Annotated in this window: 22 protein-coding genes; 14 read left to right on the top strand and 8 right to left on the bottom strand. The window is 68.6% G+C overall.

What is annotated here, in order from left to right; genetic code table 11:
• Window positions 1-16 precede the first annotated feature (16 nt).
• The 3 genes from AVE30378_RS13485 to AVE30378_RS13495 are packed head-to-tail and all read left to right on the top strand — an operon-like array spanning window position 17 to window position 3023.
• Window positions 17-1000 (top strand): Bug family tripartite tricarboxylate transporter substrate binding protein, encoded by a 984-nt coding sequence (locus AVE30378_RS13485; RefSeq protein WP_129241380.1) that lies wholly within the window; start codon window positions 17-19, stop codon window positions 998-1000.
• Window positions 1001-1017: 17 nt separating this feature from the next.
• Window positions 1018-2226, top strand: coding sequence for a M20 aminoacylase family protein (locus tag AVE30378_RS13490; protein WP_129241381.1), 1209 nt, complete (start codon window positions 1018-1020; stop codon window positions 2224-2226).
• On the top strand, window positions 2223-3023 hold the full coding sequence (locus AVE30378_RS13495; protein ID WP_129241382.1) for a phosphoribosyltransferase: 801 nt from the start codon (window positions 2223-2225) through the stop codon (window positions 3021-3023). Before AVE30378_RS13490 ends, AVE30378_RS13495 begins: the two co-directional genes overlap by 4 nt.
• Here the strand turns inward: AVE30378_RS13495 and AVE30378_RS13500 are convergent.
• From AVE30378_RS13500 to sorA, 3 genes are all read right to left on the bottom strand, one after another.
• Complete coding sequence (locus AVE30378_RS13500) at window positions 2959-4644, bottom strand: MFS transporter (protein ID WP_129241383.1); 1686 nt, start codon at window positions 4642-4644, stop codon at window positions 2959-2961. The two genes, AVE30378_RS13495 and AVE30378_RS13500, sit on opposite strands and share 65 nt — an antisense overlap.
• Before the next feature lie 162 nt (window positions 4645-4806).
• Window positions 4807-5145 carry a SorB family sulfite dehydrogenase c-type cytochrome subunit gene (gene sorB, locus AVE30378_RS13505; protein WP_129241384.1) on the bottom strand — a complete coding sequence of 113 codons (339 nt, stop codon included), beginning with the start codon at window positions 5143-5145 and terminating at the stop codon, window positions 4807-4809.
• Between the two features lie 10 nt (window positions 5146-5155).
• Complete coding sequence (sorA, locus tag AVE30378_RS13510; RefSeq protein ID WP_129241385.1) at window positions 5156-6391, bottom strand: SorA family sulfite dehydrogenase catalytic subunit; 1236 nt, start codon at window positions 6389-6391, stop codon at window positions 5156-5158.
• 145 nt (window positions 6392-6536) lie between these two features.
• Here sorA and AVE30378_RS13515 point away from each other — a divergent pair, with 145 nt between their 5' ends.
• Window positions 6537-6929 (top strand): DUF2809 domain-containing protein, encoded by a 393-nt coding sequence (locus AVE30378_RS13515; protein ID WP_129241386.1) that lies wholly within the window; start codon window positions 6537-6539, stop codon window positions 6927-6929.
• Window positions 6930-6978: 49 nt separating this feature from the next.
• Here the strand turns inward: AVE30378_RS13515 and AVE30378_RS13520 are convergent, their stop codons facing one another.
• Entirely contained in the window at window positions 6979-7194 is a 216-nt protein-coding gene (locus AVE30378_RS13520; protein ID WP_129241387.1) for a hypothetical protein, read from the bottom strand.
• A gap of 226 nt (window positions 7195-7420) precedes the next feature.
• Between AVE30378_RS13520 and AVE30378_RS13525 the strand changes: the two genes are divergently transcribed.
• The 4 genes from AVE30378_RS13525 to AVE30378_RS13540 all read left to right on the top strand — a co-directional run bounded on the left by AVE30378_RS13525 (window position 7421) and on the right by AVE30378_RS13540 (window position 9202).
• Window positions 7421-8152, top strand: coding sequence for an iron-containing redox enzyme family protein (locus AVE30378_RS13525; protein ID WP_129241388.1), 732 nt, complete (start codon window positions 7421-7423; stop codon window positions 8150-8152).
• A 71-nt stretch (window positions 8153-8223) separates the two neighbouring features.
• Window positions 8224-8523 carry a 2Fe-2S iron-sulfur cluster-binding protein gene (locus AVE30378_RS13530; RefSeq protein WP_129241389.1) on the top strand — a complete coding sequence of 100 codons (300 nt, stop codon included), beginning with the start codon at window positions 8224-8226 and terminating at the stop codon, window positions 8521-8523.
• A gap of 5 nt (window positions 8524-8528) precedes the next feature.
• Window positions 8529-8855, top strand: a complete 327-nt coding sequence (locus AVE30378_RS13535; protein ID WP_129241390.1) for a ferredoxin — start codon at window positions 8529-8531, stop codon at window positions 8853-8855.
• On the top strand, window positions 8852-9202 hold the full coding sequence (locus AVE30378_RS13540) for a 2Fe-2S iron-sulfur cluster-binding protein (protein WP_129241391.1): 351 nt from the start codon (window positions 8852-8854) through the stop codon (window positions 9200-9202). The genes AVE30378_RS13535 and AVE30378_RS13540 overlap by 4 nt, the downstream gene beginning before the upstream one ends.
• Before the next feature lie 28 nt (window positions 9203-9230).
• On the opposite strand, the gene AVE30378_RS13545 is transcribed toward AVE30378_RS13540, so the two are convergent.
• Together AVE30378_RS13545 and AVE30378_RS13550 are read right to left on the bottom strand one after the other, a co-directional pair.
• Window positions 9231-9950 carry a GntR family transcriptional regulator gene (locus AVE30378_RS13545; RefSeq protein ID WP_129241458.1) on the bottom strand — a complete coding sequence of 240 codons (720 nt, stop codon included), beginning with the start codon at window positions 9948-9950 and terminating at the stop codon, window positions 9231-9233.
• A gap of 79 nt (window positions 9951-10029) precedes the next feature.
• Window positions 10030-10773 carry a sulfite exporter TauE/SafE family protein gene (locus AVE30378_RS13550; RefSeq protein WP_129241392.1) on the bottom strand — a complete coding sequence of 248 codons (744 nt, stop codon included), beginning with the start codon at window positions 10771-10773 and terminating at the stop codon, window positions 10030-10032.
• A gap of 226 nt (window positions 10774-10999) precedes the next feature.
• Between AVE30378_RS13550 and AVE30378_RS13555 the strand changes: the two genes are divergently transcribed.
• From AVE30378_RS13555 to AVE30378_RS13570, 4 genes are all read left to right on the top strand, one after another.
• A complete protein-coding gene (locus AVE30378_RS13555; protein ID WP_129241393.1) occupies window positions 11000-12532 on the top strand; it encodes a hypothetical protein in 1533 nt (510 codons plus the stop codon).
• An 85-nt stretch (window positions 12533-12617) separates the two neighbouring features.
• Window positions 12618-14078 carry an aldehyde dehydrogenase family protein gene (locus AVE30378_RS13560; protein ID WP_129241394.1) on the top strand — a complete coding sequence of 487 codons (1461 nt, stop codon included), beginning with the start codon at window positions 12618-12620 and terminating at the stop codon, window positions 14076-14078.
• Window positions 14079-14122: 44 nt separating this feature from the next.
• Window positions 14123-14602, top strand: a complete 480-nt coding sequence (locus tag AVE30378_RS13565; RefSeq protein WP_129241395.1) for a GlcG/HbpS family heme-binding protein — start codon at window positions 14123-14125, stop codon at window positions 14600-14602.
• Window positions 14603-14614: 12 nt separating this feature from the next.
• Entirely contained in the window at window positions 14615-15625 is a 1011-nt protein-coding gene (locus AVE30378_RS13570) for a 2Fe-2S iron-sulfur cluster-binding protein (RefSeq protein ID WP_129241396.1), read from the top strand.
• A gap of 12 nt (window positions 15626-15637) precedes the next feature.
• On the opposite strand, the gene AVE30378_RS13575 is transcribed toward AVE30378_RS13570, so the two are convergent.
• Window positions 15638-16075: a universal stress protein gene (locus AVE30378_RS13575; RefSeq protein ID WP_129241397.1), complete on the bottom strand. Its 438-nt coding sequence runs from the start codon at window positions 16073-16075 to the stop codon at window positions 15638-15640.
• 105 nt (window positions 16076-16180) lie between these two features.
• Window positions 16181-16375, bottom strand: a complete 195-nt coding sequence (locus tag AVE30378_RS13580; RefSeq protein ID WP_129241398.1) for a hypothetical protein — start codon at window positions 16373-16375, stop codon at window positions 16181-16183.
• Window positions 16376-16578: 203 nt separating this feature from the next.
• Here AVE30378_RS13580 and AVE30378_RS13585 point away from each other — a divergent pair, with 203 nt between their 5' ends.
• Both AVE30378_RS13585 and AVE30378_RS13590 read left to right on the top strand, forming a co-directional pair.
• Window positions 16579-17820, top strand: a complete 1242-nt coding sequence (locus AVE30378_RS13585) for an SfnB family sulfur acquisition oxidoreductase (protein WP_129241399.1) — start codon at window positions 16579-16581, stop codon at window positions 17818-17820.
• A gap of 4 nt (window positions 17821-17824) precedes the next feature.
• The gene (locus tag AVE30378_RS13590) at window positions 17825-19042 is read left to right on the top strand and encodes an SfnB family sulfur acquisition oxidoreductase (protein ID WP_129241400.1); all 1218 of its coding nucleotides are present in this window, start codon (window positions 17825-17827) and stop codon (window positions 19040-19042) included.

Raw genomic sequence — 19042 nt, forward strand, 5'->3', positions numbered from 1 at the left:
TCCGACCGTTCCCGCCATGTTCAAACGCCTGTTCCTGTCCGTGTCCGCGCTGGCGGCCGCGCTGTGCATCGCCCCGGCCGCCGCCGCCGATCCCGCCTGGCCCGAGGCCAGACCGCTGACCCTGATCGTGCCGTTCAGCCCCGGCGGCAACGTCGACACCACGGCCCGGCTGGTGGCGCAGAAACTGGCGGACCGGCTGAAGCAATCCGTCATCGTGGACAACGTGGCGGGCGCCGGCGGGGTGCTGGGCGTGGCCAAGGCCGTGCACGCCAAGCCCGACGGCTATACGCTGGTGATGGGCTTCGACGGCCCGGTCAGCGTGGCGCGGCTGATCAATTCCGCGGTGAAGTACGACGCCGAGACCGACCTGGCACCGATCGCCCTGGTGACCACCGCGCCCGTCGTGCTGCTGGCCCGCCCGGGCCTGCCGGTAAAAGACATGGGCGAACTCATCGCGCTGGCCCGCGAGAAGCCCGACACGCTGACCTACGCCTCGTCGGGCGTGGGCACCGTGCTGCACCTGGCGATGGAAGTGATGCAGGACCAGGCCAAGGTCAAGCTGGTGCACGTGCCCTACCGCGGCGGCGCGCAGATCACCAACGACGTCATGGGCGGCCAGGTGGACCTGGGCCTGCTGGTGACCACCAGCGCCACGCCGCTGGTACAGCAAAAGAAACTGCGCGCGCTGGGCGTGACCTCGGCGGGCCGCGTCGATACGCTGCCGGACGTGCAGGCGTTCGGCGAAACGCCGGCGCTCAAGGGCTTCGAACTGAATACCTGGACCGGCGTGTTCGCGCCGGCGGGCACGGATCCCGCCGTGGTGCGGCGCTTGAACCAGGAACTGAACGCCGTGCTGAAGATGGACGAGGTGCGAAAGCGCCTGGCCGAAGGCGGCGCCATCGCCGGCCAGGGGACGCCGCAGGATTTCGCCGGGTTCCTGAAGAAGGAAAAGGCCCTGTACGCCCACATCGTCAAGAGCGCCGACATCCAGCAGGAATAAGACAAGGACACCACGCCATGAACCTTCCCGCGCGCGGCCCCGTGCTGCCCGAAATCCAGGCCATCCAGGACGAAATGGTGGCCCTGCGCCACCGCATCCACGCCAATCCCGAACTGGCCTACGAAGAGATCGCCACCGGCGACCTGGTGGCGCAGCGGCTGGCGGAATGGGGCTACGAGGTGCACCGCGGCCTGGGCGCGACCGGCGTGGTGGGCACCTTGCGGCGGGGCGCCGGCACGCGCCGGCTGGGCCTGCGGGCGGACATGGACGCCCTGCCCATCCACGAGACCACCGGCCTGCCCTACGCCAGCCGCAACCCCGGCAAGATGCACGCCTGCGGCCACGACGGGCACACCGCCACCCTGCTGGCCGCCGCCCGCGCCCTGGCCGAGCGCGGCCGCTTCGACGGCACGCTGCACCTGATCTTCCAGCCGGCCGAGGAAGGCCATGGCGGCGCGCAGAAGATGATCGCCGACGGCCTGTTCGAACGCTTCCCCTGCGACGCGGTCTACGCATTCCACAACGAACCCGGCTATCCGGCGGGCCATTTCGGCTTCCGTTCCGGCGTGATGTACAGCTCGTCCGATACGGTGGTGCTGACGGTCGGCGGCGTCGGCGGCCATGGCGCCATGCCGCACGTGGCGGTGGATCCCATCGTGGCCGCGGCCAGCATCGTGCTGGCCCTGCAGACCATCGTGTCGCGCGAGATCGATCCCAACGACATGGCGGTGGTGACCATCGGCGCCATCCACGGGGGCGACGCGCCCAATGTGATCCCGAAGTCGGTGGAGTTGCGCCTGACGGTGCGGGCGCGCCGCCCCGAGACGCGCGCGCTCCTGCGCGAACGCATCACCGCGATCGCCACCGCCCAGGCGGCCGTGCACCGCGCCACCGTCGAGGTGGACTACCGCTGGCGCTACCCGCCCGTGGTCAACGACCGCGGCGCCACGCAGTTCGCGGCGGCCGTGGCGCGCGACTGGCTCGGCGAAGGCCTGCTCATCCCCGACCTGGAGCCCTTGCAGGCCAGCGACGACTTCGCCTTCATGCTGGAGGCGGTGCCCGGCAGCTATTTCATCGTCGGCAACGGCGAGGGCGAAGGCGGCTGCATGGTCCACAACCCCGACTACGATTTCAACGACGATATCCTGCCGGTCACGGCCAGCTACTGGGTGACGCTGGCGGAAGCCTATCTGGCCGCCGGCGGCCGTTCCTCCCGCGACGCATGACCGCTACCCACGATCCGATCCCCGCCGGCGCGCCGGCGTTCGACGCCACGACCGACTATTGGCAGGAGATCGTGGGCGCCGACGCGCTGTCCCTGCCCCTGGATCCGCCCTATGTCCGCGGCTATCCCGCGCGGCTGCCGGACGGCCGCTATCTGGTGCTGCCGCTGCGCGGCGTGCCCGGCGACCCCGAGCGCTGCGTGGCGTCGTTGATCGCCAACCAGGCGAGCCTGGACGTGGCCGACGCGCTGGCGGGCTTCATGGCCGAGCGCGCGCGCGCCTTCGGCGCCGAAATGGTGGTGGGCCTGCCCACGCTGGGCCTGGCTTTCGCGCCGATGGTGGCGCGCGGGCTCGGGTTCAAACGCTATGTGCCGTTCGGCTATTCGCGCAAGTATTGGTACGACGAGCGCCTGGCCGTGCCGGTGCGCTCGCTGACCACGCCGGACGCCGGCAAGCTGCTGTATGTGGACCCCAATCTGGCGGGCAGCCTGGCGGGCCGCCGGGTGCTGGTGGTGGACGATGCCGTCAGCACCGGGCAGACGATGGTGTCCGCGCTGGAACTGCTTGCCCGCTGCGGCGCCGAGGTGGCGGGCATCGTCGTGGCCATGTGCCAGGGCGAGCGCTGGCGCGCGCGCCTGGTGGACGGGAACGGCGCGCCGATACCGGTGGCCTGCGCGTTCGAGTCCCCGCGCATGCGCCGGGTGCCGGGCGGGTGGGCGCCGGAGAAGGCCTGGCCTACAGGGATTCCGGGTCCCGGCGCAGGGAAAAGCCCTGCGCTTCGTTCATCGCCAGATAGCTGACGTTGCGCGACACCACCGGCGGCTTGCCGCCGGCGTGCAGCGCGTGCACCTTGTCCAGCACCATCTTGTCGGCCAGCGTCATGCGGTCGATCATCCGCAGGTACTGCATCCAGCTTTCCACCAGGAAGACTTCGCGCCAGACCCCTTCGCGCTCCAGGTCGCGGAATAGCTGCCACTGCTGCGCGCCGTTGCGCAGCCGCAGGAGGCGCAGGGGATGGGCGGCCTGGATCAGCGCGGACAGCTTGTCCCGCTCGATCTGGTATTCCACCGCGACCAGCACGGCGCCGTGCTGCGTATTGAAGCCCGCCGCGGCCAGCGCGGGTTCGGCGCTGTCGGCGCGCGCCAGGGATTGCGTGTCCACGTGTTCGGGCAGGCGCGAACGGTACAGGAGCGCCACGGTGATGCCCAGCATGATGCCGGCGGCGGCCAGCGCGCCCGAGACGCCCATGGTGCCGGCGAAGTGGCCCCACATGAACGAGCCGGCCGCCAGGCCGCCGAAGATGGCCGTCTGGTACAGCGCCAGCGCGCGCGCCTTGACCCAGTCGGGCACCAGCATCTGGACGGTGGTGTTGTAGGTGGCCAGCACGCCGATCCAGCAGCCGCCGGACAGCAGCAGCGCCGGAAACGCGATCCACAGGGAGCCGGCCAGGCCCAGGGCCAGCAGGCAGGCGGCCAGCAGCCCGGCGGCGACGCTGACCAGGCGGCTGGCGCCCCAGGCCGCCTGCGCCCGCCGCACCGCGGCGCTGCCGACGATGGCGCCCAGGCCCAGCGCGCCCAGCATGTAGCCGTACAGCAGGGCGCTGCCGCCTTCGTGTTCGTGCGCCAGCAGCGGCAGCAGCGCCCAGAGCGCGCTGGCCGACAGGCCGAAGGCGAAGGACCGCAGCATCACGACGCGCGTCACGGTGGAATGCTGGGTGTAGCGCAGCGCCGCCACCACGCCTTCGAAAATGCCTTCGGGCGGCAGCCGGCGCACGGGCAGGTCGCGCTTCCAGCGCCAGATCGCCCAGATCAGGCTGCCGTAGCAGAAGCAGTTCAGCAGGAACACCCAGGGCGCGCCCATGGCGCCCAGCAGCAGGCCGCCGATGGCCGGCCCCACGGCGCGCGCCACGTTGAAGTTGACGCTGTTCAGCAGCACCGCGCTGCCGACGTGGGCGCGCGGCACCTGTTCTCCCACGGCGGCCTGCCAGGCGGGGGTGACCACGGCGCTGCCGATCGCGATGCAGAAGACGGACGCGATCAGCGTGATGGGGTGCAGCAGCCCGGCGAAGGCGAGCACGGTGATGAAGACCCCGCCCGCCAGTTCCAGCAGCATGCCGGTCAGCATGACCTTGCGCCGGTCGTAGTTGTCGGCCAGCACGCCGGTCAGGATGGACAGCGCCACCAGGGGGAAGGCGGCGGCCACCTGGATCATGGCGACCATCAGCGGGCTGCTTTGCTCGGTGGTGATGATCCAGGCGGCCGCGACGGATTGCGCCCAGGTGCCCAGGTTGGCGAACAGGTTGGCGATCCAGATGATGCGGAACGCGGGAAAGGCGAAGGGGGAAAGCGTGCTTACCCGCAGGACGGGGGCGGCCGGCGCGTCCGGGGGAAGGTCGTTCGTGGCCGAAACGGGTTGCAGCATGGAGAGGGAGGCGAGGCGCCCGGAGGCGCCGCGGCGGGCTGTCTGGGTCGGGTAATGGTACGCCAAGCGGATGGACGGCGGGGCGTGCCGAGGCCGCAGGCGGATGCGCCCCGGCCCGCTGTCGGCGGGGCCGGGACGGCCTTGCCGGGCGCCCAGTCCTGGCTACGGCTTGGCGGCGGACGGCGCGGGCGGGTACGCCTGGTTCAGGTATTCCACGATCAGGGGGACCTGCTCGGCGGGAATGGGGGCGCCGTAGGTGCCGACCATTTTCTTGACCTCGGCGTCCCAGAAGCCCAGCGGCATTGGCGGCTGCGACGACACGTAGTCCACCGAGTGGCACATCAGGCACAGGGACGCGCCCTGGGCGCCGGGGCCGGTGCCGGGATGCAGCTTGGCGGTTTCCTGGGGAAGCTTGATTTCCAGGGCCTGGGCCGCGGGGGCCAGGCAGGCGGCGGCCAGGGCAAGCAGCGCCGGCGCGCAACGACGGAAGTGGCGGATCATGGCGGGCTCCTCAGGCGGCGGTGACGCGGATGGTTTCGACCACGTTGCGCATGTAGCCGGCCGGGTTCCAGAGCGGCTCGAGGGGCTGGGTGTCGCCCGCCATGTTGGTGGCGCGGACCTTCAGTTCGTAGTCGCCGGTGTTCTTGGGCGTGAAGTCGGCATGCCATTCGCGGAAGGAATAGCGGCCCAGGTCCTTGCCCAGGGAAGCGGCGCGCCAGGTCTTGCCGCCGTCGGACGAGAACTGGACCTCGCGGATGCCCTTGCCGCCGTCGAAGGCGATGCCGCGCACCTGCACGGACTTGCCCCGGGCGACCCGGGTGCCTTCCGCCAGGCTGGTGATGAAGCTGCGCACGTTGTAGCGGCCGATGGGGCGCGTCTTTTCCGGGGCCTTGCCCGGCGGCGTACAGGCGCAATCGTTGTCGGGGATGCGATAGGCCTTCTGCATCCAGAAGCCGTCGAACTCCTTGTCCAGCACCTTGATGTCGGCCAAGTGCTTGACCCAATAGGTGCCGTAGTAGCCGGGCACGACCAGGCGCACGGGGTAGCCGTTGAGCATGGGCAGGTCGGCGCCGTTCATGGAATACGCCAGCATGACCTCGCCGTCCATCGCGTGGGCGGTGTCCAGCGCCTTGATGAATTCAGGCGTGCCGGGAAGCACCGGGCGGTCCATGCCTTCGAACGTGACCTGCCGCGCGCCCGCATGGAGGCCGGCCTGTTCAAGAATGCGCTTGAGCGGGATGCCGACCCAGCGGGCGTTGCCCATGGCGCCGTTGCCCGATTGCCCGCCGCCCACCCGCGGCGTGAAGAAGCCCCGGCTGTTGCCCGAGCATTGGGTGACGGCCACCAGTTCCACCGGCTTGCCGAATTGCCGTTTCAGGTCGGCCAGCGACAGTTCCAGCGGTTTGTCCACCAGCCCGCTCACCCGGATGCGGTAGGTGTCCAGGTCGATCGAGGTCGGGATATTGCCCAGGTGGTAACGCACGAAGAAGGCGTCGTTGGGCGTGATGACGTTCTCGTTGAAGACCGCGAACGGCGTTTCCAGTTGCGGCGGACGGGAGGTCTGCCGGATCAGCGGGCGTTTCTGCGGATATGCGATCAGGTCGCGTTCGCCGTTGGCGAAGGGCAGCGTGACGGTGGCGGGCGCGGCCAGGCTGGTCAGCGCGTGGCCCGCCAGCGTGCCGGTTGCTCCCAGGGTACAGGCCTGGCGCAGGAAGCGCCGGCGCCCATTCGTATCGAATGCGCTCATCTTCGTGTCTCCTCGTTTTTGTCGAACGCCCTGCCCGCGGCGTTTTTTTGGGTGCGAACACTGCCTGGACGAGGCTACGCGCCGCGGCCTGACAAATGCGTTAATGTCCGCGCTGGCCGTTCCAATATCCGACTTTTCCGATTCGATGACCCTGACTTTCAATCGGCGCGCATTCGGCGCGCTGCTGGCCGTGACCGTGCTGGAAGCGCTGATCGCCACCCTGGGCGCGCCTTATCCCGTGCTGCGGGGGTTCGTGGGCGACGTGGTGGCGGTGGGGTGGGCGTACCTGGCGTACCGCAGCTTCATCCGGGCGGACGTGCTGCCGCTGGCGATGGCGGCGCTGCTGACGGGTTACGCGGTGGAACTGGGCCAGTACCTGGCCCGGCATTTCGGCTGGCGGCTGGAGCAGCCGCTCTTGAGGATCGTGCTGGGCAGCGTGCCCGACTGGTGGGACATGCTGGCCTATACGCTGGGGTTCGGGCTGGTGCTGGCGCTGGCCGCCTGGCAACGGCGGCGCGCCGGACTGCGCGCCGCTTAGGCGCGCCTGCACCTGGGCCTGGCCGCAAGGGCCGGCCTTTTTCCGCTATTCAGCCTGCCTGGCAGGCCGCCGCGTCATCGTGCCGATGCGGGGCGGGCGTTGCCGCGCGCAGCGGTTGCAGCCGCGCAGTGCGGAACGGCGCGAAGCACTCGGACCACGACGAAGGGAACAAGGGGGTGGCATGGCGCACGGCATCGCGGCGGGCGTAGTGCGTCAGCAGTTGCTGGCCGATCGGGGCATCTCCCAGGGGGTGGCGGGTATTCATGGTATTTCCGTATTGCATTGAAAGTGTATTCAGTGTACCAGCGATGGCCTTTGGACGCCAGCCCCACCCGGTACGCTCCAAGTGCTTGATCTGAAAAGACTGTCCCTGTTTATCGGCCATTTGTCCGGGATTGCCCTAGGACCCCAAAACAGTAGACGGTATACAATGTTCAACATGCCCGGGCTAAGGCAGCCTGGAATCCTCCCTACTGGACCTGGAGCCCGTCATGGCTGAACTGATGAACCGAGATGAATTCCGCACCGCGTTGGAAAACGCGATCAAGGGCAAGAGCGCCAATGCCTCGCCTTTTTCGATTGCCTGGGCCGAAGGCAAGCTCAGCCGCCAGCACCTGCAGCGCTGGGCCGAGAACCACTACCACTACGTCGGGCCCTTCGCCGACTACCTGGGATACCTGTACGCGCGCACGCCCGACACCTATACCGAGGCCAAGGACTTCCTGCTGGCCAATATGTATGAGGAAGAGATCGGCGGAGACCGCCACACGGACCTGCTGATCCGCTTCGCCGAGGCCTGCGGCACCACCCGCGAACGGGTGGTCGATCCCGACAATATGTCGCCCACCACGCGGGCGCTGCAAAGCTGGTGCTACGCCGTGGCCATGCGCGAGGACCCCATCGTGGCCGTGGCCGGGCTGGTGGTCGGCCTGGAATCGCAGGTGCCTTCCATCTACCGCAAGCAGACGCCGACCCTGCGCGAAAAGTACGGATTCACCGACGAGGAAGTGGAATTCTTCGACCTGCACATCGTGTCGGACGAAATCCACGGCGAACGCGGCTACCAGATCGTGCTGGAGCACGCCGACACGGTGGAGCTGCAGCAGCGCTGCCTGAAGATCTGCGAGATCGGCGCCCAGATGCGGCTGCTGTACACCACGGCGCTCTACACCGACTACGTGCAGAACGACATCGCGCTGCCCGAGCTGGGCCTCGCCGCCTGATTCTCCGGCGCCCGCCGCCCCGGCCTTGCCGCCGGGCGGCTGCCGGACCGCAGACCCTGGATCCGAGAACCATGCCTACCGTTGTATTCCATAAAGGCGGCCAGACCTACACCGACGTGGTGAAGGAAAACACCAACCTGGTGGTGCGGGCCGGCATCAAGCAGTTCCCCTATCCGCACCTGCGCTACGAATGCGGCATGGGCAAGTGCGCCAAGTGCGCCTGCCGCGTGCTGGCCGGGGCCGAGCACCTGCCCCCGGTGAACTGGAAGGAAAAGAAGCAACTGGGCGACCGCATCGACCAGGGCTACCGGCTGGCCTGCCAATTGTGGCTCAACAGCGATATCGAGCTGACCCAGGACGTGGAGGCCTAGCGGCGATGGACCCGGTATACGTAATCCTGACCTCCAAGCCCGGCGTGTTCCGCACGGAAACCGGCGACGGAGTGGACATCATCGAAACCTACGACTACGTGTTCTACGGCCGCGCGCTGGCGGAATACCGTATCGCCCGGCTGCATGGGGAGACGAAGCTGATCGTCACCGAAGAGACTCCGCCGTACGTGGTGAACCGCGTGCCCTCCAAGTTCCTGGAGAAGTTCGAATCGGTGGAAGCCGCCCGCAAGGAACTCGGCCACCTCACGCACTTCGGCAGCATGGAATCGACCCTGACGCTGCGTCCCGGCGCCGTTTCCGCGGAGCACTGAACACCATGGTCCAGATCACTTTCATCTCCAATGGCGGCAAGGTCGCCACGGCGCCCGAAAACAGCAACCTGCTGCGCGTGTCGCTCAGGGAAAAAGGCGGCATTCCGTTCAAGTGCGGGGGCGGCCTGTGCGGCACCTGCAAATGCCGTATCGAAGAGGGGCTGGAAAATACCGACGCGATCAAGCCCAAGGAGCGCAAGCATCTGCGTCCCGAGGATTTCGAGGCGGGCTACCGCATGGCGTGCCAGACCTTCGTGAACGGCGACATCAAGGTGTCGTGGGTGATCCAGAACGGCAAGGGCGTGGTGGTGGGCGCGCCCGCCGACCCCGTGCGGGCCGAAACCTGAGGGCCGGGGCCGGGCGGGACGGCGCCGCTCACGCCACCGAGGCGTGCTGCGCCTGTTGCGCCTCGGTGTAGGCCTTGGCGGCGTTGTGCACGTGCTGGCTGGCCAGCAGGGCGGCCAGGTCGCCGTTGCCGGCGATGACCGCGTTCAGAATCTGCGAGTGCTCGTCCCAGTTCTGCTTGGCGCGGCGCATATTGCTGGGGGCGAACAGCAGCGCGGTGCGGTCGCGCAGCGAGCGCATCAGGTCGGTCAGCACCACGTTGCCGCCGATGGTGGCGAGCATTTCGTGGAATTGCGAATTCAGGGCCAGGAACTTGTCCAGTTGTTCGCTGCGGGCGGCCTCCATGCCTTCGCGCAGGAACGCCTGCAGGCGTTCCACCGTCTTTTCGTCGCGGCGCTGCGCCGCGAGCTTGGCGTTCAACCCTTCCAGGGTGGCGCGCACTTCCACCATGTCGTAGGCCACCGCGTCGGACAGCACCGACACCGACGCGCCGCGCCGGGGCTCGATGGTGACCAGCCCTTCGGCCGCCAGCGCGCGCAGCGCCTCGCGCACCGGGATGCGCGACACGCCCATTTCTTCGGACAGGCGCCCTTCGACCAGGCGGTCGCCGGGCGTGAATTCGCCGCTGAGGATGCGTTCGCGCAGCTTGTCGCGGATGACGGCGAACAATTGCGGGTGCTGCTCGCCGATCTTCAGCGGAGCGGAATGCTGCGTGGCTACAGCTTGCGGGCTGACGGGAGTCGTGGTCATGGCGAGCAGGTTTGGCGTAATGGATACAGTCTCCATTGTATTACCGGGTGTAGCCGAGTGCCGGCCGGGACGCAAGGCATCAACCGCCCCAGAAAGCCTTGGCCAGCACTCCCAGCGCGCCCAGGGCGCACACCGCCAGCAGCACGCCGCGCACCGCGCGCGGGGGCAGCCGGTTGCGCAGCCGGTTGGAGACCGCAAAACCGGCCAGCAGGAAGGGCGCCAGGCTGAGCGCCAGCCCGGCGTGGTAACCCGTATACCGCTTGGCCAGCGCAAGCATGGCAAGCGAGAAAATCGATCCCAGGAACAGCACCATGCCCAGCGTGGCCCGCAGCCGCGGCGGCGGCGCATGCTGCATCACGATGGCGATGGGCGGCGCGCCCACCGAGGTCATCGTGCCCATGATGCCCGATGCGACCCCCGCGCCCGAGACGCGCCCCGGCGTCGCGGAAAAGCGCAGGCCGGCCGCGCTGAGCGCGACGGCCGCGAGGATCAGGCAGGCGAACAGGACGCCCAGCGCCTGGGGCGCGAAGCGCGTCATGGCGTAGATGGCGATCAGCGTGCCCACGGCGCGGCCCGCCAACGCGTAGGAGACGGCCGGCCAGTCGATGGCCGCGCGTTCGCGTAGCGCGGTCAGCAGGGAAATGCAGCCGCCCAGCGTCAGCAGGGGGCCGGGCGCCAGTTGGGGAAAGAACATGGCGGCCACGGGCGCCGCGAACATCGCGAAGCCGACGCCGCCCACGCCCTGCGCGATCGCCGCGCCGAACACGACGACGGCCATGGTGGCGTATTGCATCAGATCGGGAGTCGGCAGGGAGGAGGTCATGCCTGGCTTAGATTTTTATGTATACGGTAGTCTATCCATGATTCGGCGGAATTTCCCGATAGGGATGAAAAACTAGGGTAATCCCCTGATTCTTTGATGTTATTCAAGGGTTTCCTAGAGTTATCGCTTTTCCCAGGGTACGCATATTTTGATTGATATAGATCAAAACGAAATATAGTATACCGACAGTGGTGACCCGACAGCCACGCATACAAGGGGAAAACGCATGCAATCGGACGTAGTGCTCAATTCCGCGCATTGGATGTACCTATTCAGCGTGGCCGCGATCATCCTGACGATGATCCTGCGGGCCAACGTGGTGGTGCCATCGGTCATCGGCACCTTCCTGGTGGTGTTCGCCATCACCGGCAACCCGGTCAGCGCGCTGATAGGCATCTTCTCGGCCAGCTTCGTGGCCGCCAAAGAGCTGTTCAATATCTTCCTGGTGATCACCTTCATGACGGCGCTTCTCAACGCGCTCAAGACGTTGCAGGCGGACGTGCGCATGGTGCAGCCGTTCCGCCGCGTGATGCGGGGCGGCCATTCCTCGTTCGCGATCATCGCCCTCTGTACTTATGTGATCTCCCTGTTCTTCTGGCCCACGCCGGCGGTGCCGCTGGTGTCCGCCATCCTGCTGCCCGCGGCCATCGCGGCCGGCCTGCCGCCCCTGGCGGGCGCCATGGCCATCGCCATCGCCGGCCAGGGCATGGCCCTGTCCTCGGACTACGTGATCGGCGTGGCGCCGAGCATCAGCGCGAAGGCGGCGGGGGCGGCGGTCAGCGCCGCGGTGGTGGCGGACCGCGCGCTGGTGCTGTCGGTAATCACCGGGGCCGTGGCGCTGGTGGCCGCCTACCTGCTGGTCCGCAAGCACATCGTGGCGGCCGATCCGGCGCTCCTGTCCGCCTGGCAGGAGCGCGGGCAGGACGGCAGCCTGGCCCGCATCGAGCAGTCCGGCTCTTTCGACAAGGCGGAACTGGCGCGCGGCACCATGGGCGCGGACCCGGCCCTGCCCCGCGAGCCGGAACTGAGCGGCGAAGAACGCCGCCGGGTGCGCTGGTCCAAGACCTTCGCCATCGTGACGCCGCTGGCGTTCCTGGGCGTGATCGCGGTGATGGTGCTGCCGCGCCTGTTCCCGTCCCTGCCCGCGCTGCGCGGCGGCGACGCGGCGGCGCTGGTGGGCGGCGTGGCCTTCGTCGTGATGATGCTGGTCACCCTGGCGGCGGAAGGGCCGCGCAAGATGCTGGACGTCTGCCCCGAACACGTCACCGACGGGTTCGTGTTCGCCTTCAAGGCCATGGGCTCGGTGCTGCCGATCGCGGGCTTCTTCTTCGTGGGCGCCAATGAAACGGCCGCGCAGATCCTGGGCGTGCCCCAGGCGCAGGCGCCGGGATTGCTGTTCGAGGTGATCTCGGCCGGGCAGCACCTGATTCCCGAAAACCATTTCCTGGTGGCGTTCGGCGTGCTGCTGGTCGGCATGATCACCGGGATCGACGGTTCGGGCTTCGCCGGCCTGCCGCTGACCGGCACCCTGTCCGGCGCCCTGGGGCCGGTGGTGGGCGTGGACCCGGCGACGCTGGCGGCGGTCGGGCAGATGGGCGCCGTCTGGACGGGCGGCGGCACGCTGATCGCCTGGTCCTCGCTGATCGCGGTGGCGGGTTTCGCGCGGGTGAACGTGCTGTCCCTGGTGCGCGCCCTGCTGCTGCCGGTGCTGCTGGCGCTGTTCATCTCGACGATCTGCGCCGTGCTGATCTGGAGTTGAGTAGCTCAGATTAAAGTATACAATGTTCAAAACCAGATGGCCGTCCTCCCGGGCGGCGCCTGGTTCAGCCTAAGGAAGCGCTCCCGTGGACGATCTCTCGCAGCAAACATTCCTGAACCGCATCGGCGGCAACTGGATTCCCGGCGCCGCGGGCAAAACGGCGCCCAACGTCAATCCCGCGGATACCGCCGATATCGTGGGCCGCTTCCAGGTGTCCGACGCGGCCGACGCGCGGCAGGCGGTGGAAGCGGCCGAGGCCGCCTTTCCCGGCTGGCGCGATACGCCGATCTCCAAGCGCGCCGCCATCCTGTTCCGCGCGGCCCAATACCTCGAAGACCGCGCCGGCGACATCGCCCGCGAACTGACGCGGGAGGAAGGCAAGAGCCTGGGCCTGGCCAAGGACGAAGTGCTGCGTTCCGCGCAGACCATCCGTTTCTATGCCGTGGAAGGGCAGTCCTACACCGGCGAGACCTATCCCAACGACGATCCGGACATGGTGGTCTACAGCCAGCGCGAGCCGCTGGGCGTGGTGACGGTGATCTCGCCCTGGAACTTCCCCATTTCCATTCCGGCCCGCAAGATCGCCCCGGCGCTGATATCCGGCAATACCGTGGTGTTCAAGCCGTCCTCCGACGCGCCGCTGTCGGGCTACCGCCTGGCCGAGGCCTTCATCGACGCCGGCCTGCCCGCCGGCGTGCTCAATTTCCTGACCGGGCCGGCCGGCGCGGTCGGCGAGGCCATCACCGGGGCGCGCGCGGTCCGCGCGATTTCGTTCACTGGGTCCACCGCCGCCGGCGAACAGATCCATCGGACGGCCGGGCTGACCACGCGCACGCAGATGGAACTGGGCGGGAAGAATCCGCTGATCGTGCTGGCGGACGCCGACCTGGACCGGGCCGTGGACCTCGCCGTGAAGGGCGGTTTTTCGCTCAGCGGCCAGGCCTGCACGGGAACCAGCCGGGTGCTGGTGGACAAGCGGGTGCGGCAGGACTTCACCGACAGGCTGCTGGCCCGGATGAAGGCGCTGACCATCGGCAACGGCCTGGACGGCAACTTCGACCTGGGCCCGCTGGCCACCGCCAAGCAACTGGACAGCGTGCTGGGCTACGTGGCGCTCGGCAAGCAGGAGGCCACCCATCTGTACGGCGGCGACCGCCTCACCGGCGCGGGGTTCGACCGCGGCTACTTCGTGACGCCGGCGCTCTTTACCGGGGTGACGCAGCAGATGCGCATCGCTCGGGAGGAAATCTTCGGCCCGGTGATCGCGCTGATCGAGGTCGACGGCTACGAAGACGCCATCGCCAAGGCCAACGATACCGAATACGGCCTGGCGGCCGCGATCGCCACCACCGACGCGCGCTATGCGCACCGCTTCGCCCGCGACATCCAGGCGGGCACGGTGAAGATCAACCGGACCACCACCGGCAACCTGATCAACGCGCCGTTCGGCGGGCTCAAGCATTCCAGCACGTCCACGTTCCGCGAGTCGGGGCGCGCGGGGCTGGAGTTCTATACCCAGATCAAGACCGTGTACCGCGCGGGCTGACGCCCGGGCGGTCCCGTCCATCGCAATCGGAAGAGGATATCGCTATGAAGCAGGTCTATCGCCTGGAACTTGAAGAAGCGCGCGTCATGGTGCGCGCCGCCATCGCCAAATCGGAAGAGATCGGCGTGCTGGAATCCATCTGCATCGTGGACGACGGCGGCTACCCCATCGCGCTGGAACGCATGGACGGGGCGCGCATCACCGGCCCGCAGATCGCCTGGAACAAGGCGTTCACCGCGGCCGGGCACAAGCGCTCCACGCATTTGTTCAATACGCCGCCCAACGGGCCGGCGCTGCCCGGCAACGAGGCCTTCGGCATCCAGTGGAGCTTCGACGGCAAGTTCGCGGTGTTCGTCGGCGGCTTTCCCATCGTGGTGAACGGCGAGGTGATCGGCGGCGTGGGCCTGAGCGGCGGCAACGGCGAACAGGACACCAAGGCGGGCGTGGCGGCGCTGGCCGCGCTGGCGGCGCTCCTGGAGCCGCGCGGCATGAAGGTGCTGGTCGAGGCGGACATCAAGAAATAGGCGGGGCCGGCCATGGCATACCGAGTGCATATCCTGGAAACCGACGAGGCGTTCCACGTCGAAGAAGGCGAATCCGTGCTGCAGGCCGCCGAGCGCTCGGCGGTGAAACTGCCGCACGAGTGCACCTTCGGCGGCTGCGGCACCTGCCGCATCAAGCTGGAGTCGGGCGCCGTCGCGTACGACGAATTCCCGATGGCGCTGACGCCGGAAGAGGCGGCCGACGGCTACGCGCTCGCCTGCCAGGCCCGGCCGCTCGGCGATCTGCGCATCAGCGTGGCCAGCAGCCGGCAGTCGTTTCCGGAGCCGCGCCGCCTGCCGGCCACCATCCACCGCCTCGAGCGGTTTTGCGACGACGTCATCCACCTGACCCTGGCGCTGCCCGAGCCGGGCCTGGACTACGTGCCCGGCCAGTACATGAACGTGGTGCTGCCCGACGGCGAAACGCGCAGTTTTTCCATGGCTTCCGCGCCGGCGGGCAACCTGGTGGATTTCCACGTGCGCCGCATCCCGGGAGGACGCTACACCGACCATTGGCTGGGGCAGGCGCAAGCGGGCGCCGGCGTGGAGATCGAGGCGCCGCTCGGCGTGTTCAGCTACCACGAGGAAGACTGGCGGCCGCTCATCATGATGGCCACCGGCACCGGCATCGCGCCGATCAAGGCCATCCTGGAATCGCTGCTGGACAATGAGGACTGCCCGCCGGTCACGCTGTACTGGGGCATGCGCACCGAGGCCGACCTGTACCTGCGCGACGTGATCGAAGGCTGGGCGGGGCGCCTGTACGAGTTCAATTTCGTGCCGGTGCTGTCGCGCGCGGGCGCCGGCTGGCAGGGGCGGCGCGGCCACGTGCAGCAGGCTGTCCTGGAAGACCACGAGGACCTCTCCGAGCACGCGTTCTACCTTTGCGGGGCGCCGGAGATGATCCGGCAGGCCAAGCATCTGCTGGCCGCCCGCGGCGCCAGCCTGGACCATATGTACGCCGACAGCTTCACCTTCCAGCACGCGCTGGCCGCCGCCGGCTGAGCCGGCCGGCTTCTAGCGGAACACCAGCACCGGCAGGCGAGTGTGCGCCAACACGCGCTGGGTTTCGCTGCCCAGCAGGAATCCCGTCATGCCATGGCGGCCGTGCGAGCCCATGATGATCAGGTCGCAGCCCTGGCTCTGCGCCGTTTCGACGATGGCTTCATGGGGATGGTCGTTGACCGTGACGACGGCGTTGCAGGGAACGAGCGCGTGGCGGGCCTCCGCTTCCAGGCCGTCCAGATACGTTTGCGCGTTCTTGCGCGCCTGATCGGTGTGATGCGCCTGCGTGGTGCCCAGCATCTCGGCCTGGTAGATCAGCAGATGGTCTTCCGGGATGGCGCGGATGAGCGTGACCGTGGCTCCCATTTCCTTGGCGAAAACAAGAGCGCGCTTGAAGGCCGACTCGGACAGGAGCGAACCGTCCACGGCGATGAGCAAGTGCTTGTACATGTTGCCTCTCCTTTAGGAAAAGGAATCCCGGGCAGCGGCCGATCCAGTATAGGCCCGCCGCCGGGCGCAATCCAGTCCAGCATAAGGACGAGGCGGACGCGGGTTTCAGGCTGTCCCGCGCAGCGCGTCGGCGCAAGGCGCCGGCTCCTGGAGAGGAGGGGTGGGCAGGCCTGCACGCGGCGGCGCGCAGACCACGTTGGGAAAGAGCGCGCCGGTGCCCATCAGCGCGCCCGCCGCCATGAGCCAGCGGTGCAAGGCGCTGGCTTGCGGGTCCGGAACGGGAGGAACAGGCGGCGTCATGGAAGCGTCCTTCGGTCGGAAAGAAAGCCTCGACTCTAAGCAAGAGGTCGGACGCAGCACAAACACCGATTGGTGATTTCGATATGCGCGGCGCGGGCTTGCGCCGCATATACCGATTCCAAATATCCCCATGCGAAATCAGTTCTTCCGCGGGCCGGCGCGCCGTCTTAGGCTGCATGCTTTCCCCAACCGCAGGGCGAAACATGCCGCAAGCTTCAAGCCCCTCTACCGCCCAGGAAGACGACGAGGCGCCGCGGGTCGTCCCCGCCGCCAGGATCGAGAGCGATGCCCAGGCCATCGAGGCCGCGCGCGCGCTGGCCGTCGACTTCGCCCAGGGCGCGGCGGCGCGCGATCTGGAACGCAGCCTGCCGTGGCGCGAGATCGAACGCTATTCGGCCAGCGGGCTGGGTGGCATCACCGTGCCCCGCGAGTTCGGCGGAGCGCAGGTCTCGCACGCGACGCTGGCCGAAGTGTTCTGCATCGTCAGCGAAGCGGATCCCTCGCTGGGCCAGATTCCGCAAAATCACTTCGGCGCGCTCAACCTGCTGCGGCTGACCGGTACGCCGGCGCAGAAACGCCGCTATTACGAGGGCGTGCTGGCGGGCCGCCGGCTGGGCAACGCGGGGCCGGAACGGCACACGCGCCATGCGCGCGACATCCAGGCGCGCCTGACCCCGGACGGCGACGGATTTCGCCTGAGCGGGCGCAAGTTCTACTCCACCGGCGCGCTGTTCGCGCACTGGATTCCCACCAAGGCGCTGGACGCGGAAGGCCGCCTGGTCACCGTGGTGCTGGAACGCGGCGCGCCGGGCCTCGCGGTCGTGGACGACTGGTCCAGCTTCGGGCAGCGCACCACCGCCAGCGGCACCGTGCTGCTGGACAATGTGCGCGTCGAGGCGGGCAGCATCCTTCCCGCATGGACCGTGCAGGACAGCCCGACGCTGCAAGGCGCCTTCGCGCAGCTAATGCAGGCGGCCATCGACGCCGGCATCGCGCAAGGCGCGCTGCGGGACGCGGTGACGTTCCTGCGCGAACGCTCGCGCCCCTGGGCGGAAGCGGGTGTCGAACGCGCGACGGACGACCCCTATGTGATCGCGGACGTCGGCCGGCTGCACATCGAACTGCATGCCGCCCGGGCCGTTCTGGACGAAGCCGCCCGCCACCTGGACGATGCCGGGCAACGTCCGCTGGACGCCGATGGCGCGGCCGCCGCGTCCATCTCGGTAGCGCGGGCCAAGGCGCTGACGACCGAGATTGCGCTGGCCGCGGGCGAAAAACTCTTCGAGCTGTCCGGCGCGCGTTCATCGCTGTCCGAATTCAACCTGGACCGCCATTGGCGCAACGCGCGCACGCACACGCTGCACGATCCCGTGCGCTGGAAATACCACGCGGTCGGGGATTACGTGCTGAACGGCCGGCGGCCCAACCGCCATTCCTGGATCTGAATCCATGTCCCACGACAACGTCTCCTCGCTGGCCCCTCGCCGCGCCGCCGTCATCGAAACCGACGCCCAGGCGCTGGAGACCGCCCGGGCGCTGGCCGCGGATTTCGTCCGCGAAGCTTCGCAGCGCGACCGCGAACGCCGCCTGCCGCTGCCGGAGCTGGAGCGCTACTCGCAGTCCGGCCTGTGGGGCATCACCGTGCCGCGGGAGCATGGCGGCGCGGGCGTGTCCCGCGCCACCCTGGCGGAGGTGACGGCGATCATCTCCCGCGCCGACGGTTCGTTGGGGCAGATCCCCCAGAACCACTACTACGCGCTGGAGGTCCTGCGCGTGAACGGCAGCGCGGACCAGCAGCGGCGCTTCTATGCCCGCGCGCTGGCGGGCGAGCGCTTCGGCAACGCGCTGGCCGAGATCGGCACCCGGACCGCGGCGGAGCGCCGCACGCGCCTGACGGCGGATCCCCAGGGAGGATGGCGCATCGACGGCAGCAAGTTCTATTGCACCGGCGCGCTCTACGCCCAATGGGTTCCCACCGCGACGGTGGGCGAAGACGGGATTCAGCGCCTGGCCTTCGTGCGGCGCGACAGCCCGGGGGTGGAAATCATCGACGACTGGTCGGGTTTCGGCCAGCGCGTGACGGGCAGCGGCACGGTGCTGTTCAAGAACGTCGCCGTGCCGGACGAAAACGTGATGGTGCTGACGGACCCGGCCGCGCCCGCCAACACTATCAAGCCGCTGGCGCAGATCATCCACGCCGCGATCGACCTGGGAATCGGGCAGGCCGCGCTGGCCGACGCCGTGGATTTCGTGCGCGAGCGCTCGCGCCCCTGGGTCGACGCCGGCGTCGAACGCGCGTCCGACGACCCGCTCACGATCGGCGAATTCGGGCGCCTGTCCATCCGGCTGGATGCCGCGCGCGCCCTGGTCGCGCGCGCCGGCCGGATCCTGGACGCCGCCACCGCCGACGCGTCGCCGCAGAACGTGGCCGCGGCCGCCATCGCGGTGGCGGAGGCCCGGGTGCTGACGACCGAGGCCTCGCTGGCCGCGGGCAGCAAGCTCTTCGAACTCGCCGGCACGCAGTCGACGCTGGACCCTCTGAACCTGGACCGGCACTGGCGCAATGCCCGCACGCACACCTTGCACGACCCCGTGCGCTGGAAGCTGCATGCCGTGGGCAACTACTACTTGAACGACGCGGCGCCCGCGCGCGTCGGCACTACCTGA

The organism is Achromobacter veterisilvae (assembly GCF_900496975.1).
In the GTDB taxonomy this organism is placed as follows: Bacteria; Pseudomonadota; Gammaproteobacteria; order Burkholderiales; family Burkholderiaceae_B; genus Achromobacter; species Achromobacter veterisilvae.

Excerpts from the sequence above, each read along its gene's own strand:
- AVE30378_RS13485 (WP_129241380.1), top strand. The coding sequence starts at position 17 with ATGTTCAAACGCCTGTTCCTGTCCGTGTCCGCGCTGGCGGCCGCGCTG.
- AVE30378_RS13520 (WP_129241387.1), bottom strand. The coding sequence starts at position 7,194 with ATGAATACCCGCCACCCCCTGGGAGATGCCCCGATCGGCCAGCAACTG.
- AVE30378_RS13490 (WP_129241381.1), top strand. The coding sequence starts at position 1,018 with ATGAACCTTCCCGCGCGCGGCCCCGTGCTGCCCGAAATCCAGGCCATC.
- AVE30378_RS13500 (WP_129241383.1), bottom strand. The coding sequence starts at position 4,644 with ATGCTGCAACCCGTTTCGGCCACGAACGACCTTCCCCCGGACGCGCCG.
- AVE30378_RS13565 (WP_129241395.1), top strand. The coding sequence starts at position 14,123 with ATGAAGCAGGTCTATCGCCTGGAACTTGAAGAAGCGCGCGTCATGGTG.
- AVE30378_RS13570 (WP_129241396.1), top strand. The coding sequence starts at position 14,615 with ATGGCATACCGAGTGCATATCCTGGAAACCGACGAGGCGTTCCACGTC.
- AVE30378_RS13545 (WP_129241458.1), bottom strand. The coding sequence starts at position 9,950 with ATGACCACGACTCCCGTCAGCCCGCAAGCTGTAGCCACGCAGCATTCC.
- sorA (WP_129241385.1), bottom strand. The coding sequence starts at position 6,391 with ATGAGCGCATTCGATACGAATGGGCGCCGGCGCTTCCTGCGCCAGGCC.
- AVE30378_RS13590 (WP_129241400.1), top strand. The coding sequence starts at position 17,825 with ATGTCCCACGACAACGTCTCCTCGCTGGCCCCTCGCCGCGCCGCCGTC.
- AVE30378_RS13575 (WP_129241397.1), bottom strand. The coding sequence starts at position 16,075 with ATGTACAAGCACTTGCTCATCGCCGTGGACGGTTCGCTCCTGTCCGAG.
- AVE30378_RS13515 (WP_129241386.1), top strand. The coding sequence starts at position 6,537 with ATGACCCTGACTTTCAATCGGCGCGCATTCGGCGCGCTGCTGGCCGTG.
- AVE30378_RS13495 (WP_129241382.1), top strand. The coding sequence starts at position 2,223 with ATGACCGCTACCCACGATCCGATCCCCGCCGGCGCGCCGGCGTTCGAC.
- AVE30378_RS13530 (WP_129241389.1), top strand. The coding sequence starts at position 8,224 with ATGCCTACCGTTGTATTCCATAAAGGCGGCCAGACCTACACCGACGTG.
- AVE30378_RS13585 (WP_129241399.1), top strand. The coding sequence starts at position 16,579 with ATGCCGCAAGCTTCAAGCCCCTCTACCGCCCAGGAAGACGACGAGGCG.
- AVE30378_RS13580 (WP_129241398.1), bottom strand. The coding sequence starts at position 16,375 with ATGACGCCGCCTGTTCCTCCCGTTCCGGACCCGCAAGCCAGCGCCTTG.
- sorB (WP_129241384.1), bottom strand. The coding sequence starts at position 5,145 with ATGATCCGCCACTTCCGTCGTTGCGCGCCGGCGCTGCTTGCCCTGGCC.
- AVE30378_RS13525 (WP_129241388.1), top strand. The coding sequence starts at position 7,421 with ATGGCTGAACTGATGAACCGAGATGAATTCCGCACCGCGTTGGAAAAC.
- AVE30378_RS13550 (WP_129241392.1), bottom strand. The coding sequence starts at position 10,773 with ATGACCTCCTCCCTGCCGACTCCCGATCTGATGCAATACGCCACCATG.
- AVE30378_RS13535 (WP_129241390.1), top strand. The coding sequence starts at position 8,529 with ATGGACCCGGTATACGTAATCCTGACCTCCAAGCCCGGCGTGTTCCGC.
- AVE30378_RS13555 (WP_129241393.1), top strand. The coding sequence starts at position 11,000 with ATGCAATCGGACGTAGTGCTCAATTCCGCGCATTGGATGTACCTATTC.